Origin of the sequence: Cyclobacterium jeungdonense, from assembly GCF_010994275.1 — a bacterium.
Taxonomy (GTDB): domain Bacteria; phylum Bacteroidota; class Bacteroidia; order Cytophagales; family Cyclobacteriaceae; genus Cyclobacterium; species Cyclobacterium jeungdonense.
The window spans coordinates 239,160-254,348 of record NZ_WMCD01000001.1 but is presented as its reverse complement, the minus strand read 5'-3'; the positions used below and the strand labels follow the sequence as shown (position 1 = coordinate 254,348).

The window sequence follows — 15,189 nt, the reverse complement described above, 5'->3', positions numbered from 1 at the left end:
ATGAAGCAAAAAAGTCAAATCTCTCATTTAACACCACAATGGGGACTACCATTAATTTGGAGTAATCATTTGAATTTTAAGAGAGATTAGTTTTAAACGATTATATTATGAAATTTCATTTCGATTTGACTTGTTTTTTAATAGGGATTATTATTGAAAATTACTCAGGGAAAATAATAGTTTCAATTTCATTTTTTTTTGGTTTTTAAAAAGGTTAAAGTATTTAGCTTCAATAAAAGACTTTGATACATATGCTCTACTTCTCGCACATACCTTTCTGAAGAATATTTCTTGAAAGCCCTTTGATACCCCATATTACCCATCTCTTTTCTCAATTTTGGAGAGAAGTAGAGTACTTGGATTTTTTCAGAAATCTCCCTCGGTGAATTGGATGAAATTATAAATCCCGTTTCATCATTTACCACTACTTTCTGCAATCCCCCAACTTTGGTAGCGATTATTGGTAACCTATGAAGCATTCCTTCTACAGCAACCAATCCAAATCCTTCGCGAGAAGATGGAACACAAAGTATATCCATTAAATCATAAAAAAGATGAGGATCTGGCTGATAGCCAACAAAAATAACTTTGTCGCTTATTCCAAATTCAGTTATTATATCCAAAAGAAGGGCTTTATCCTTTCCTTCTCCTACTATGAGAAGTCTTAAATTAGGGATTTCCAACATTGAAACTGCTTCAACTAAATCAGAAACTCTTTTCTGGTCATTAAACAACCTCCCCACAAACCCAACCACAAAATCTTTCTTTTTAATTCCGTATTGCTTCTTCGCTTCTAATATTAGTCTATGATCTGATAATTTGGGTAAAGGAACTCCATTTGCGATAACTTCAATCTTTTCTTGACTGATTTTTGTGATTTCTGCTAAATATTGTCCCACTTCAGGCGATATTGCCTGAACCTTATCAGCAAATATTGAATAGATTTTCAACAAAAAATTAGCTTTTCGAGACCTGTTCTGAGGATCTGAGGTTTCTTCAAGAATAACAATTGGAACCCTTCCAAAAATTCCCCCAATTGTGGCCATGGTCATGCCTTCAAACACCCCCCCATGGATGATATGAGGCCTGAATTTCCTGATTACTTGAAGTAAGGTAAAATGTTTATCCATTTCAAATGGATGCTGGAATGATCCTACTTGAGTAATTTCAACGCCCTCATTTTCGATGGCTATAGCCATTGGACCACCTGCCCAAGTACAAACCACCCTATTCTCATACTTCTCCTTGTCTAATCCTCTGAAAAGGGTGAGACGAGTCTGTTCCACCCCTCCCGAAGATATGGTTTCTATACAATGTAATACCCGAATTTTATCCCCTGATGCCAATTTACCCTTTATAGACTTCCAATAAATCTTCGATATATGTTTCAATTGAAAACCTTTGGGAAGCTTTTTTGGCCATTTTTCCCATCTCTTTTCTTTCTTCCTCAGATAATTCAAACATGTTTAGCATAGCCGATAAAATAGAATCCGTACTGAAAGGATCAACAAGAAAACCAGAATGGCTTTCTCCCAATACTTCTCTTGCACCACCAATTTGCGTGACTATAGAAGGCAAACCATTAGACATGGCTTCAGCAAGTGCCACAGAAGAACCTTCCCTCAAGGATGGTAATACAAACACATCCGCATGTGCCAAAAATTGAAAAACATTTTCCTGAAAACCGGAAAATTTAACGCTATCCTGAATCCCAAACTGTTTGACTAGCTGCATCAATGATTCTTTCGATGGCCCATCCCCCACAATCCATAACTCCATATTCTTATTATTATGAACTTTTAGCAATATTGAAAATGCCTTAATCAATCTCTCCAAATTCTTGATCGGCACCAACCTACAAGTAGTTACATAAACAAAAGAGTTATTATTTTTTTGCTTGCCAGACATATCAACTGTGCAATTTCCTTTGTCTTTTCGAAAGTAAGGAATACGAGAGAAATCTACTCTCTTCTCATCAATAGAAACGGGATTATACAATACACTCACCTTATCCCCTTTTACTTCCCGCAATTCAACAATACAATTTTTAACTGCCTCCGAAATACCTATTACCCGATTAGCTTTTCGGTATATCCATTTAAATACCCATTTCCAATACGAGTGATGATCGGGCAATCCGATCTCCTCTCCGATTTTGATTTTTACATCGGCCATAGTTGCTGCCCACAGTCCATGAAAATTGGCCTCTGAACCCTGACAGTGTACCACATCTGGTTTCTCATTTCTAATGAGATTTTTTAATTGGAAAACAAGCTTGATATTCGGGATTTTTGTTGCTTGGTTCAAAACAATGACCGAAAAACCATTCTGAATCATTCTTTCTGAAACCCTACCTCCCTTGCCCAGTACAACTATCAGTACTTCAATCCTTTTGGAATGGACCAAATATGGAACTGATATGGCCAGTACCTGCTCTACACCTCCAAAATCTAACTCAGAAACTACCCTTAAAATTTTCATATTACTTGTAGATGTACCTAAAACAAAATTTAAGATAGTTTAGGACTAGTTTCTTTAATCGGCGATTGCGGAGAATATATCTAGAAAATGAAAAAGGCAATAAATAGGGAAGCTGACTTAACGTATAGGGATTATTCCTTTGTCGAAGCAATTTTTTTGCAATAGGATAATTTACTTTTCTGTCAAAATATTGAAAAAGATTAAGCATCAAATATTTATCTCGAAAAGTCTGCCAAGAGGGGAAGTAATCCGAAATGATAAAATCCTCATTGTAAATTTCACAAAATATAGTCTGATGAAGATTTGGGTTACATTTCAAGCTTTCAGAAGCCTTCAAATCATAAAACACCAAAGGGGCACGGACATAATAGGCTTTCTTGAACCAATCAAAAGCCCGTAACCAGACATCTATGTCCTCCCCCTTTGTCAAATGAGTTTTAAAACCTTCTCTATATTGGAAAAAACCTTGATGGATGACCGTCGAAGATGAAGTAAACAAAGTATTGTAATCAGCCTGTGCAAAATAATCCTCAATCTCAGAAATTATGGGATTTTCAAATTTTTCGGGCAAAGCCACATTGGAATAAGAACTTCCAAGCATTTTCACCTCAGGAAATTTTTCCATTACATGGTGCATCCAATACAAAAAATACGGGTGCCACATATCGTCGGCATCCAAAAAAGCTATATACTCAAATTCCGCATTTTGTATTCCTTTATTTCTGGCAACCGAAACACCTTGATTGTCTTGATAAATCAACTTGACTTTTGATCCATATTGAGCAGCTACAAATTCCCCACCTCCATCCGTAGACCCATCATCTACCACAATGATCTCAAAATCAGAAAAATATTGGTTCAAAACCGAATCAATTGACCTAGAGATAAATTGCCTTTTATTGTATAAGGGGATAATAACTGAGAACAAAATAGTTAATCCTTTTAGGTTATTGTAAAATCCGTTTCAGACGGAGGGCATTTTCAAATCCAATAAACCTGGAAAGTTTTTGAAATTTGGGACCGGCGATAAATACTTTTTCATTTATATCCAATTTCCACATCAAATCCTTGGCTTTTTTGATCAAATTCGGATACATCGGATAGACATCGTAAATGAATTTCATATATACACGCTTCAATGCCAGCCTGACTCTTTTGGAATCTTCTACATTCAAAATCTCATTTTGATACTTTCTGAAAGAATCCAATAAAGACTGTGCGGCCAAATAAGATTGTTGCTTACTTACGCTGGTTTCATTCAATGTCCTATAATAGGCTTTTGATTTGGGGTCAAAGATCACTTTTTCACTCTTCAATAATACCCGCATAAAAAATTCACCATCCTGATTGATTGATAAGGATTCATCCCATTGCCCGGCTAAATTTAATAAAGCCTTTGAAGTAAGCCAGGAAGAATCTGCCATCATTTCCTGCTTATTCCAAGAATACAACAACCAATCCAAGCCTGTCTCATAATTCTGAAATACTCCATAGGGTAATCTAATAAATTGCGAGATATCATTCTTAAAATTTACCCATTCGCAGGAGGCCAGTGCAAAAGGGGAATTACCTTCCAATATCCTGACCTGATTTTCAATCTTGTCTGGAGACAACAAATCATCCGCATCCAAAAATTGTATAAACGCTCCCTTACTTGCCCGAATTCCTACATTAGTAGCCTTGGAAACTCCTCCGTTTTCCTGATCGATCAACATAATCTTTTCTGGAAATTTCGATCGGTATTCTTCTAAAATAGCCAATGAAGAATCCGTTGAACCATCATTGACCAAGACCAATTCAATATTCGGATAAGTCTGTGCCAATGCCGATTCCAAGGATTCCCTAACAAAATCAGCTTTATTATAAACTGGTATAATGATAGATACCAAAGGTTCTCTTCTCTCATTTCTCGCTTCTCGCATTTACCTTTTGGTTTTCCCTCCTTTGATCAAGTTAAAATATTCTTGAATCGAACCTAAATTAATGGCATGACAAACCCTTAAGATCGGAAGAGACTCTTTCGGAGAAAGTGTAAATAAACGCTTGATCGCAAACCGATACCTCGCCCACAAAAACTTGAATAGATGAATTCGAAATGCAGCATGATTTTCTTGAAACTTTCGAGTATAAGCCCCTCCCAAAAGTCGCTTATATTTGTTTACCAATTCATTCGTATGATACCTGGCCGGATGCCGGACAATCAGGTTGGGGGAATAGACAATCCTGTATTTTTTGGAAATCCTGCCTGACAATTCGGAATCTCCGTTAGATTTAAGTTTGGCATTGAATCCCCCGAATTCCTTAATGATCGAAGCTGGACTAAACCAATTTGCAGTGATGGCATGACCTTCCTTGGCATAAGATTCAGTAGTAAATCCAGTGTATTTTTCATACAGCTCCGCATCGGATAGACAGTTTGGGTTTTGATAAAACAAAGGAACCGGCCCAGTTAGTATTCCTATCGCCTGATTTTTATCTTTTGAAAATTGATTGAAAGCCACAGCTAGCCAATCATCGGTTGGAAGACAATCTGAATCAGTAAATCCGAAAATCTTCCCTTCAGATTCCTGAATACCTTTATTTCTTGCGGCATATGATCCAGGAATAGGTTCATAAATTTCTTTCAGAGAATAAGGGTATTGGTTTGGATCCAAATCGAGAACCGGATTTCCAGGATCATTGTTAACCACAATGACTTCAAATTCAAAACCGGTATCGGAAAATTTTCCAATCTTATCCAAGCATAATTTTAACCTTGATTTATCACGGTAAACAGGAATGATAATAGAAAAATATGGACTCACAGATTCAGTTTTTAGGAAGGATTTCCGTGTAAACTGACATCAATTGATCGCCTATTACTTTTGAATCAAAGTGCTTTTTGACAAAATCTCTACCCGATTTTCCCATCTTCAGCCTTAACTCAGGTTGGTCAATCAACAACTGTATTTTACCAACAAATCCATCGACATCCCCTTCTTCCACCAAAAACCCGGTTTCACCATTTACCATCCCATACTTAATCCCTCCAATATCAGAACAAACCACAGGCAATTCCATCGCCTGGGCTTCCTGCACGACAAGGCCTTGGGTATCTCCTGCTTTGAAAAAAGAATCAAAAAGTCCCGGATAAACATAAATTGAGGATGACTTAAATTCACTTATTACTTGGTCATGTGAAAGTTCGCCTTTCAAAAAAACTGAATCCCCTAAACCATATTCTATTATTTTATCTTCTATCTCTTTTCTTTTTTTACCTTCCCCTATCATGACCAATTCCAATTCCGGATTTTTTTGTGAAAGTCGATGGAAAACCTCAATCATTAAAAGTCCTCCTTTAAGATGGACCAACCTCCCCAAAAACACCAGCCTCACTTTTGGGGTAAGATAGCCTTCAGGTTTGAAATATTCCAAGCTCAACCCAACAGAAATAATCCTTACCTGAGAAAATGGGAAAATGTCCTGAAGAAGTGATTTGCTGTAAGAAGAATTAACCAACAAAGCGTCAGCAAAATCTTTAAAAATCTTGTATTCCTCTTTGTAAATATCTCTTTTGTAAGGGAAGATATCATGGCCGTGAAAGGAAACTACCAAGTTGGTTTTTGGTAATAACCCACAAGCCTTCATTTTGGCTGCAATAACTCCTATTTCTCCAAAATGGGCATGAAGAACATCCAAATTAGATAAAGCAGGCATAGTTAAATAATTGTATAAAAACAGTCGTTCTATAGACTTGTTTCTTAAGGGTTTAATCAATCTTTTTAGCGTTTGAAAATTGAGTTTATTCAAGTGCCTTAAAAAATGCAAAAAAGTTTGAATTATTTTTTTCCAAACAGTTCCTTTTGGATAGTAAAAATAATTGGTCAATTCTAATAAATTCCATTCCAACACTTTTTCATGAATTATCGAATCAGTATTTGGATAAATTGAAAAAATTCTGACATCTATTCCTTTTTCAAGTAAATCAATTATTTGATTACTCAACCAGGCCTCGGAGATTTTAGGGAATGATTCAACTAAAATTCCGACTCTCATAAGTTAAATTTATTTTTAAAATAATAAGAGATAAAGTATTTATTTGTCAATAAATCAAGAATCAAAATAAATCTCATTTTGAAAGTTTGGTTTTTACCAAAATTTTTGAAAAATTTGTACTTTAATCTCATTCTGGAAATATTAATCTGCTTTAAAATCTGATCATTTTCAAAAAATTTAACTTCTCCTTTTAATTCAGTTATCCTATTATTAAGATATTTCTCTGATGAAAAGTGAAAACTAATGCCTCCTAGGTGTTTTCTGTAAACCGCCATTACCTCATTCAAATAATAGGCTTTACCCAATTCTAAAAGTTTGCAAAAAAGCAAAAAATCACCATGGGAATTTTTAATTTTTTTAAATGACCTAAGATTAGTCTTTCTGAAAAAAACCGAACAGGTAGGGATTGAATCTAATAAAAAAAAATCATTTACATTCAAACGTTCTTTGAAAAAAAATGTAGGGTAGGTAACCTGCTCAAATTGTCCGTTTTTAAGAACTTTGGCCTTATGAAAGCAAAAACTACAATCGGCATTTTTCTCTAAAATCTCAATTTGCTTTATCAGTTTTGTACTATCTATCCAATAATCATCTCCCTCACAAATTGCAATGTATTCACCACTTGCTCTATTTAACGTTTTGAAGAAATTTCTGGTTGCTCCTTGATTTTTATGATGTGAAATTACTTCAACTTTAATGTTTGGTTTGGTTTCCTCTTTTAAAAATATATTAATCGTACTTAGAGTATTATCAGTAGAACAATCATCAGAGATAATTAACTCGGTATTAAAATTACCCTTTTGATCAAAAATTCCTTTTAGTGTATCAAGTATGTAAGCTTCCTGATTATAAGTGATCACACAAATTGAAACATCTATTTTAGAACTTTCTTCCATATTCATGGATTTTAAGATTCTTGTAAGAAGGTTTGTTTTTTATTTATGAATCAAATAGGCTTCAGACACACCTTTTTTTTCATATTTCCCGACAACACTTACAAAAGGAAAACCAGCATATATCAAATTATTAGTGCAAATGCTTTCTTCCGAAGATACCACATCATATTTGTGTGCTTTATATCCCTTTTCAAGCTTCCGGGAAATTCTATAAACTACATAATAATACCAATTTGCTAACCAAAAAGGAATAATACCATCCCAAATAGACCTTTGTGGATAATAGTACTCTTTCATAAGGTAATTGAATACCTGCATATCGTAATTTCCGTCATCTCCAAGCTCGGAAAAAAGAGATGTCATTTGTTGATATATTTTTTGCATCAATTCTTTATTTCCTCCAATAGTACCGGGGGTAAATACGGGGTAATTAAAAAAACTAACTGGTAATTTCTTATTGAATTTTCTGCTAAAAGATCTTAAAGCATATAGCACCCATATCCCATCTTTCCAGGTCTTTCTAATTCCTCTTCCAATTAACAATTTTTCAGGATTAGATTCAAATAATTTTAAAGGGTTCTTGTTTATGATCACATCATTGATATCAGTAGAGACAACATAGGCTTCTGACTTCAAACTTTGTACAAATTCATTAAAAATAAAAAATCGCTCATCATTCAACGAATGAGGTCCCAATTCACACCTGACAAATAAAATTTTATCCGTTTGATATTTCAACTTAAACTCTTCTGAAATCGAATCACAAAAAATTATACCCCATAAGCCTAATTCATCAACGCTTTCATACCAATTCTTAAAATAGTCGAAGTTATCTTCAGCTTGCTGAAGTGCTCTCATAGGGTCCCTCTTGGAAGTGAAATAATTCGATAATAAAATCAATTTATCATTTGAGGAATTAAAAGCAGAAATTATATGCTCATAATTTGATTTTATCCTAATCATTTCTATAAATCAATTCTGTTGTTAAATTAATAAAAAAAAATCACTTATTGTAAAAAACACCACGAAAAACCCACTTAATCTTTGAAAGCACGAAAAACAAGTGAGGGAAATAAAATAAAATATATTCCTGAAATAAAAATGTATACCCTTCCTTGTTCAAAATCTTTTTAAAGTAGGCTGCTATGTAATATTGGGAAGATTCTCTGATCGATGAAGACGTAATTCTAACAATATATTTATATCTTATCGCTTTGTTGGCACTCTTCTCCCAATGCTTTTCATAAAAAGGTATACAATTATAATAATTAATTTTTTTTAAATCAGCTCTAGTCCAATTGACTCGAACATCATAATTTTCAAAATATTTCCAAGGACTAACCATATGAGCTCTTATAAAAAAATCATAATCTTGATGTCTCATCAAATTCTCATCAAACATAACCTTTTTAGCTAGCTCACTTTTCATTACTAGGGAGGGAGTTGGACAAAACACACCATCACTTAAAATAAAGTCAAAGACTGATTCGCCATCTCTAATATCCCTTGATGGTAATTTTTCAATCAAATTGGGTCTCACAACAATGGCTCCGCTATATATTGATTTAAAATTATGGGATCTTAAAAAACTAATAGCTAGTTCAAGTCTTTTTGGTTGCCATATATCATCTGAATCCAGAAAGGCTACAAATTCTCCTTTTGCCCATTCAATTGAACAATTTCTTGCCGCATTTCCTCCCTGTATCCTATTCTTCGGTCTTCTAAAAATTCTAAACCTAGAGTCATTTGAAACATACTCCTCTAAAATCTCCCAGGAATTATCCGTACTATGGTCATCTACAATGATACATTCCCATTTGGCATAAGTCTGGGCAAGTACCGAATCTAAAGTTTTCTTGAGATAGGGTGACTTGTTGTAGTTAGGGATAAGAATGGAGACTAATGGAGTCATTAACTTAGCCTATCAATTCTATTAATTGTTTGGTTTTGGATCTGATTGCATCCTTTCCCCATATTCTTATCAAATTGAATCTCGTCTTGTCGAGGTCGATATTCTCATGTCTTTCAGACTTTGCCTCTTGAACACTGAAAACACGAATTTCATTCTTTATAAAAAAGTTGAAAACAGGATTAGATTCATCCAAAATCACTTTTGATCCCAAATAAAGCAATAATAGTAGATTACCAAGTCCTAGCTGTCTAAGACTATTTATAAAAACATATGAACAGGAAAGCAATTGTTTGACATAATCTGGGTACGCCAAAAAATTATTCATGGCTACAAATTTTTCGCCGAAAATAAATTCTCCTTCCAGTTGTATTAGTTTTCGATAATTTTGATCACCATAACTCAAAGGACAGATCACTCTATCAAAATCAATTTGGAATTCCTTAAGATCATCAAAAGCATCCAAATGATTGTTCCAGAAATTACCACTGTTTCCGAGCAACAAATTATTTCCAAATACGACCTTGTCTTCAAATCCCTTGATCACATCCTGTTCCATAGTAAAATAATTCCACGGAATCCATTTTGGAGTTATTGGAAATTGTTCTAAATCAATGATTTTCTTTTCCTCTTCTATGACAGTAGTGATGAAATTAATCCTACACACCATAGAAGTGATGTTGGGCAAATTTTTGAACGCTTGAAAATAGGGAGAGACTATATTTTTTTTTGAAAAATTAATTTTTTTTGCCGGTAAAATTTTTTTTGTCTTTGGCTTTAAATAGTTATTGATATCTCCAAAAACATCAATCAAATCAAAGCCCCAACTTATCCAAAAAATGGGGATTCCACTAGGTATTCTAAGTACAATATTTTTATAAAATTTGCTTGGTAGACTATGGAAAAAAATACTTTTCACATGTCCTTTAGCAAAAGGAACTAAATACCAAAATAACCTAGGATGAAGTATAAGTACCTTAGATGATTTAATAAATTGTAGTTTTTGATCTGCACCTACAATTAAAAATAAATGGCTTTCCTCATCTGCTTCGTTAAATTCCCTAATAGCAAAATCAATAAATTTTTCATCTTCTACCAAATGGATATTTTTTCTTCCATTTAAAAATAACTCGTTGGCAAGACGAAAAAAGGAAATAATTATGAAAAAAATTGATCTCAAATTATTTTTTTGTCGCAATGTATAAAACACTAGATTTAGAAATTGCAGAAATCCTAAATCTCTTTTCACCAAAAAAGTCAATACCTAACTGATTTACACTAAATCCAGCTTGTTGAATATTTTTTAAAAAGTCAACTTTTCCAAATAACCTCAAGTGATCATTTTGGAAATAATACTTCCACCTTTCTTCATCAGTATTATACGAAGGATCCTCTTGGGTTTTATTCAAACCTATAACCATTGGAACCATGATAATACCCCACCCACCCTTCGATGTAATCCTATATAATTCATCGAGAGCTTTTTTAGGATCAATAACATGTTCCAGAATATGAGAACAGATAAATATATCGAATTGACCCTCTCGATACAATTTCATGTCAGAAATATCCACTTTATCATCTACATCTTCCTTAAATAAATCTGCTGATCTATAGTCAATATTTTTTTGGTCTTTTAACCATTTTGAAAATCCCATTGAAGGGCCGAAATCCACAAGTTTAAATACTCTATTTCCAAACGATTTAAAAAAACGCTTTAAATAAAGTGTATACATTCTATCTCTATCATTACAATAACATATAGGACATCTGTATTTAGAATGATTGAGTGTTTCTAGTTGATCCAACTTATACCTGAAATTGTATTTAACTTCTTTTTCGTAGTATTCTTTAGGTAAAGGAATAAAATATCTAATATAATTTTCACAAACTGGGCATTGATAATTATAAAAAAGCTTTTTTGAAAACCTTAAGAGCTTATAATTTAATATTGATTTTATTTTATTTTTGATTCTCATGTTACTTTTAGTTAAATATTTTCCACTCAAGATTGGGTCTAATTATACCTAACCATTCTCCAAACCAGTCTATATTTCTCTGCCCATCTACAATTTCAAAATTCATAACCTCTGAAATATCTAATAGAGGTGTACGAAGATCTTTAACAACTAAAAGTCTTAAAGTATAGATTTGATTGTTAAGAAGGTTGCTGGGTACCTGACATTTGAATTTTGCTTTACCTTCACTTAACAAAACTGAGTTAGAAATTGAATTAAAAACAACAATATCATCTTGAGTAGAAATCACTAAACTTAAATTTATCATAGAGTCAGAACAGATATTTACGAATTCAAAACAGATATTGAATGGATCGTTAACCGTTATTATATCTTCTTCACTTTCTAAAAATAATTTCAGTGGCTGAATAAAGTCATTCATGTAAGCATCTGAAAAAATTATTTCCCGAGTAGTTTTCCTATATTCGTTTAAATACTTTTTAACAACATGATTAGTTATCCCATTTTCATTTAATAATCCATTTTTAAGAATTAATGCATTAGTACATAATTTTTTTACCGCACTCATATTATGGCTAACAAATAAAACCGTCCTACCGTCCTTCTGACTCACATCCTCCATTTTACCTAAACATTTCTGCTGGAATTCATAATCACCTACCGCCAACACTTCGTCAATAATCAATATCTCCGGTTCTAAATGGGCGGCAACTGAAAACCCCAACCTCACTCTCATCCCAGAAGAATAGAATTTGACGGGCGTATCCACATACTTCTCCACCCCAGAGAAGTCTATAATTTCATCCAATTTGCGGTCAATCTCCTTTTTGGTCATCCCGAGAATGGTACCGTTCATATAGATGTTTTCGCGGCCAGTTAATTCAGGATGAAACCCAGTACCCACTTCCAAAAGTGCCGCTACTCTGCCATTCAGTTCTATTCGACCAGAAGTAGGTTCGGTGATTTTTGATAGGATTTTAAGCAAAGTAGATTTACCCGCCCCATTCTTACCAATAATCCCCAATACTTCTCCCTGCTTGACCTCAAAACTAACATCTTTTAATGCCCAATGGATAGATTCACTTTCATCTTCAAATTTACCCAAACTCTTAATGCGCTTAAAGTTCTCTATTGGTGCTTTGAAATTATTCCAGAGCTGCTGGGCAAAGGTATCCGCCTTTTTTTCTTGCAGGCCAATTCGATAGCGCTTGGAGAGATTTTCTACTTTGATAATCGTATTTGACATTAATTAAAAAGATGAAGTTAGAAGGCTGAATAATAAATTGTGTTTTATGCGACGTCGGCAAAGACTTTCTCCATTCGGCGGAAGTAAAAAAGACCAAAAACAAACACTGTCACAGCCACAATCGCCCCAGGCCAAATCCACTCCCAAGGCATGGGCCGGTCAAGGAACATCGCACGAATGCCTTCTATCACCCCCACCATGGGATTGAGTGAATAGACAAACTGCCAGTGTTCGGGAACCGCGGTGGTACTGTACACCACAGGTGCCAGATAAAGTAACAACTGCACCAAAAACGTCAGGGCATATTTCACATCCCTGTATTGAACCGCCATTGCCGAAAGTATCATTCCAATTCCTAAGGAAGCCATCAGCAGTTGCACCAAGAGTAAGGGCAAAAAAGCCAGGTTCCATCCCGGCATGACTTTAAAATAGATCAATAGTCCCAGAAGCACAATAAAGGATATGATGAAATCCAAGAGCTTGGAAAAGATGGCAGCCAAAGGCAAAATCAATCGGGGAAAATAGACTTTGGTAATCATCCCCGCATTAGCGACAAGGCTATTAGCAGATTCCGACAGGGTACCCGAAAAATAATTCCAAGGCCATAAGGCCAAATAGGAAAATAAAATATAAGGCATACCATCAGAATCCACTTTGGCCAAACCGCCAAAAACCACTGTAAATACTAAAGTGGTAAATAAAGGTTGAATAATGGCCCAACCCACCCCCAATACAGATTGCGCATACCTTGCTTTAATTCCTCTAACAGTCAGAAAATATAACAGATCTTTGTATCTCCATAATTCACCAACATCAACCACCTTCCAGCCTTTTGAAGGTTCAATTATTATCTTATTCACTGAATTTAATTATTTTTCCGGGAACCCCTGCAATAGTAACGTTATCAGGAACATCTTTATGGATAACTGCTCCGGCTCCAATAAATACATGATTGCCTATTTTTACATTTGGAAGAATAGTCGCATTCGAACCGACCATAACAAAATCGCCCAGCTTCACTTTGCCAAGCAATACTGCCCTAGGAGCGATCTCACAAAACTCACCAACACTCACTTCATGATGGACCAGAGCCCCGCAATTGATCAATGTGCCTCTCCCTATTTGGACTTTGGGACCAACGAAACATAAATTCATAATGTCTGCTGTTTCAATGCTCGCTGTATCACTACATAAATTTCCATTACCTCTTAAAACAATGGTATTTCCTCCTAAATCACTAAACCTTTCATAAAACTTTTTCCTTGTTTTTGGATTTCCAGTGCCAAGAATAAATCTTGGATCCTGTAAAAAGTGGTGCTTCAATTCTTTTTCCGTTTTTAAAATTGGATACTTGCCTTCAAAATACCTTTGGTTTCTGAATTCATCAAAAAACACAATTTCACCCGCCTGATTTTTGGAAATTAAAATATCCAAAACCTCCATTGCATGTCCACCCGCGCCTGCTATTACCACCTTTTAATTATTTTGTACCCTTAGCAAAATTCTCGCAATCATTCTTTGTTCCTCTATGGTCAGCGTATGGTATAAAGGCAAACAAAGGATCCTTTCGGAAATACCATCAGAAACCGGGCAGTTGCCTTGGGTATAATCCAAATTGTTCAGCCCAGGATAAAAATACCTCCTTGAACCTATGCTATTATCCACAAGCATCTGCATGGATTTTTTGAGCTGTACTTCATTCGGGAAGACAATCGGAAAGTACGCGTAATTGTATTGTTCAATTTGATCCACTTTTGGAAAGTCTACCTTGAGCCCTGTAAGAATCTCATAATAAAAATGAAACTGTTTCTTTTTCTTTTCCTGAATAGCCTCCAGATGTGGAAAAAGGGCTAAACCCATAGCTGCATGAAATTCTGAATTCTTGCCGTTCACTCCGATGCCATTGAAATTGTCAAAACCGTCATGACCAAAGTTTCTTAAAAATGCCATTTTTTTCAAAAGTTCAGAATTTTTAGTGAATACAGCTCCTCCTTCAATAGTATGGAAGAGCTTGGTCGCGTGAAAACTACAGGTGGAAATATCCCCGTATTCAAAAACGGATTTTCCTTTGACTTGTACACCAAACGCATGTGCCCCATCGTAGATTACTTTCAGTCCATGCGCATCTGCTATTTGCTGTATCCGTTCAACCTCGCACGGAATCCCGTATACATGAGTCGCCAAAATCGCCGATGTGTTGGGAGTAATCGCCGCTTCGATCAAATCGGGATCAATGGTCAATCTGTCAGCCAGAATATCAACAAATACCGGAGTGCACCCCTCCCAGATAATTGAGGTGGTTGTGGCCACATAGGAAAAAGGAGTGGTAATAATTTCACCTCTAAGGCCAAGGGCTTTAATTGCCAACTGAAGGGCAATGGTACCATTCGAAACAAAAAGCAAATGATCAAGACCAAGATGTTCTTTAAGCTGGAGTTCCAGTTCGTTTACAAGAGGCCCATTATTGGTTAGCCAGTTCCTTTCCCAGATGCCATCCAAGAAGCGATTGTATTCCTCCCGGGGAGGTAAAAAAGGTTTGGTTACTGGGATCATTTTTTATGATTGAGTTTCTTTGAATTAAAAATAGGTACTATTCATCATCCACAAGTTATTCAGCCAAAATCGCTATCTGAAAGTGGTAAT

The 15,189-nt window shown here is 35.0% G+C and carries 15 protein-coding genes; all 15 read right to left on the bottom strand.

Translation table 11 applies throughout. From position 1 onward, the window contains the following. Positions 1 to 188 precede the first annotated feature (188 nt). Positions 189 to 1,460: a glycosyltransferase family 4 protein gene (locus tag GKS34_RS00975; protein ID WP_240459142.1), complete on the bottom strand. Its 1,272-nt coding sequence runs from the start codon at positions 1,458 to 1,460 to the stop codon at positions 189 to 191. Beyond that, positions 1,348 to 2,481, bottom strand: coding sequence for a glycosyltransferase (locus GKS34_RS00970; protein ID WP_163382948.1), 1,134 nt, complete (start codon positions 2,479 to 2,481; stop codon positions 1,348 to 1,350). The genes GKS34_RS00975 and GKS34_RS00970 overlap by 113 nt, the downstream gene beginning before the upstream one ends. Position 2,482: 1 nt before the next feature. Next, positions 2,483 to 3,409, bottom strand: a complete 927-nt coding sequence (locus GKS34_RS00965) for a glycosyltransferase family 2 protein (RefSeq protein WP_163382947.1) — start codon at positions 3,407 to 3,409, stop codon at positions 2,483 to 2,485. A gap of 19 nt (positions 3,410 to 3,428) precedes the next feature. After that, complete coding sequence (locus GKS34_RS00960; protein ID WP_163382946.1) at positions 3,429 to 4,403, bottom strand: glycosyltransferase family 2 protein; 975 nt, start codon at positions 4,401 to 4,403, stop codon at positions 3,429 to 3,431. Continuing rightward, complete coding sequence (locus tag GKS34_RS00955) at positions 4,404 to 5,285, bottom strand: glycosyltransferase family 2 protein (RefSeq protein WP_163382945.1); 882 nt, start codon at positions 5,283 to 5,285, stop codon at positions 4,404 to 4,406. A 4-nt stretch (positions 5,286 to 5,289) separates the two neighbouring features. Continuing rightward, on the bottom strand, positions 5,290 to 6,516 hold the full coding sequence (locus tag GKS34_RS00950; protein WP_163382944.1) for a glycosyltransferase family 4 protein: 1,227 nt from the start codon (positions 6,514 to 6,516) through the stop codon (positions 5,290 to 5,292). Continuing rightward, on the bottom strand, positions 6,513 to 7,412 hold the full coding sequence (locus GKS34_RS00945; protein ID WP_163382943.1) for a glycosyltransferase: 900 nt from the start codon (positions 7,410 to 7,412) through the stop codon (positions 6,513 to 6,515). The genes GKS34_RS00950 and GKS34_RS00945 overlap by 4 nt, the downstream gene beginning before the upstream one ends. Positions 7,413 to 7,451: 39 nt before the next feature. Continuing rightward, positions 7,452 to 8,270 carry a hypothetical protein gene (locus tag GKS34_RS00940; RefSeq protein WP_163382942.1) on the bottom strand — a complete coding sequence of 273 codons (819 nt, stop codon included), beginning with the start codon at positions 8,268 to 8,270 and terminating at the stop codon, positions 7,452 to 7,454. Positions 8,271 to 8,415: 145 nt separating this feature from the next. After that, positions 8,416 to 9,324 (bottom strand): glycosyltransferase family 2 protein, encoded by a 909-nt coding sequence (locus GKS34_RS00935; RefSeq protein WP_163382941.1) that lies wholly within the window; start codon positions 9,322 to 9,324, stop codon positions 8,416 to 8,418. 4 nt (positions 9,325 to 9,328) lie between these two features. Next, complete coding sequence (locus tag GKS34_RS00930) at positions 9,329 to 10,519, bottom strand: TDP-N-acetylfucosamine:lipid II N-acetylfucosaminyltransferase family protein (RefSeq protein WP_163382940.1); 1,191 nt, start codon at positions 10,517 to 10,519, stop codon at positions 9,329 to 9,331. Beyond that, entirely contained in the window at positions 10,503 to 11,300 is a 798-nt protein-coding gene (locus GKS34_RS00925) for a class I SAM-dependent methyltransferase (RefSeq protein ID WP_163382939.1), read from the bottom strand. The genes GKS34_RS00930 and GKS34_RS00925 overlap by 17 nt, the downstream gene beginning before the upstream one ends. Before the next feature lie 7 nt (positions 11,301 to 11,307). Next, positions 11,308 to 12,546: an ABC transporter ATP-binding protein gene (locus tag GKS34_RS00920; protein WP_163382938.1), complete on the bottom strand. Its 1,239-nt coding sequence runs from the start codon at positions 12,544 to 12,546 to the stop codon at positions 11,308 to 11,310. Between the two features lie 44 nt (positions 12,547 to 12,590). After that, positions 12,591 to 13,406, bottom strand: a complete 816-nt coding sequence (locus tag GKS34_RS00915; RefSeq protein WP_163382937.1) for an ABC transporter permease — start codon at positions 13,404 to 13,406, stop codon at positions 12,591 to 12,593. Then, on the bottom strand, positions 13,399 to 14,019 hold the full coding sequence (locus tag GKS34_RS00910) for an acetyltransferase (RefSeq protein ID WP_163382936.1): 621 nt from the start codon (positions 14,017 to 14,019) through the stop codon (positions 13,399 to 13,401). The genes GKS34_RS00915 and GKS34_RS00910 overlap by 8 nt, the downstream gene beginning before the upstream one ends. A 3-nt stretch (positions 14,020 to 14,022) precedes the next feature. After that, the gene (locus tag GKS34_RS00905) at positions 14,023 to 15,099 is read right to left on the bottom strand and encodes a DegT/DnrJ/EryC1/StrS family aminotransferase (RefSeq protein ID WP_163382935.1); all 1,077 of its coding nucleotides are present in this window, start codon (positions 15,097 to 15,099) and stop codon (positions 14,023 to 14,025) included. Positions 15,100 to 15,189 lie beyond the last annotated feature (90 nt).

Excerpts from the sequence above, each read along its gene's own strand:
- GKS34_RS00970 (WP_163382948.1), bottom strand. The coding sequence starts at position 2,481 with ATGAAAATTTTAAGGGTAGTTTCTGAGTTAGATTTTGGAGGTGTAGAG.
- GKS34_RS00960 (WP_163382946.1), bottom strand. The coding sequence starts at position 4,403 with ATGCGAGAAGCGAGAAATGAGAGAAGAGAACCTTTGGTATCTATCATT.
- GKS34_RS00950 (WP_163382944.1), bottom strand. The coding sequence starts at position 6,516 with ATGAGAGTCGGAATTTTAGTTGAATCATTCCCTAAAATCTCCGAGGCC.
- GKS34_RS00945 (WP_163382943.1), bottom strand. The coding sequence starts at position 7,412 with ATGGAAGAAAGTTCTAAAATAGATGTTTCAATTTGTGTGATCACTTAT.
- GKS34_RS00940 (WP_163382942.1), bottom strand. The coding sequence starts at position 8,270 with ATGAGAGCACTTCAGCAAGCTGAAGATAACTTCGACTATTTTAAGAAT.
- GKS34_RS00935 (WP_163382941.1), bottom strand. The coding sequence starts at position 9,324 with ATGACTCCATTAGTCTCCATTCTTATCCCTAACTACAACAAGTCACCC.
- GKS34_RS00925 (WP_163382939.1), bottom strand. The coding sequence starts at position 11,300 with ATGAGAATCAAAAATAAAATAAAATCAATATTAAATTATAAGCTCTTA.
- GKS34_RS00920 (WP_163382938.1), bottom strand. The coding sequence starts at position 12,546 with ATGTCAAATACGATTATCAAAGTAGAAAATCTCTCCAAGCGCTATCGA.
- GKS34_RS00905 (WP_163382935.1), bottom strand. The coding sequence starts at position 15,099 with ATGATCCCAGTAACCAAACCTTTTTTACCTCCCCGGGAGGAATACAAT.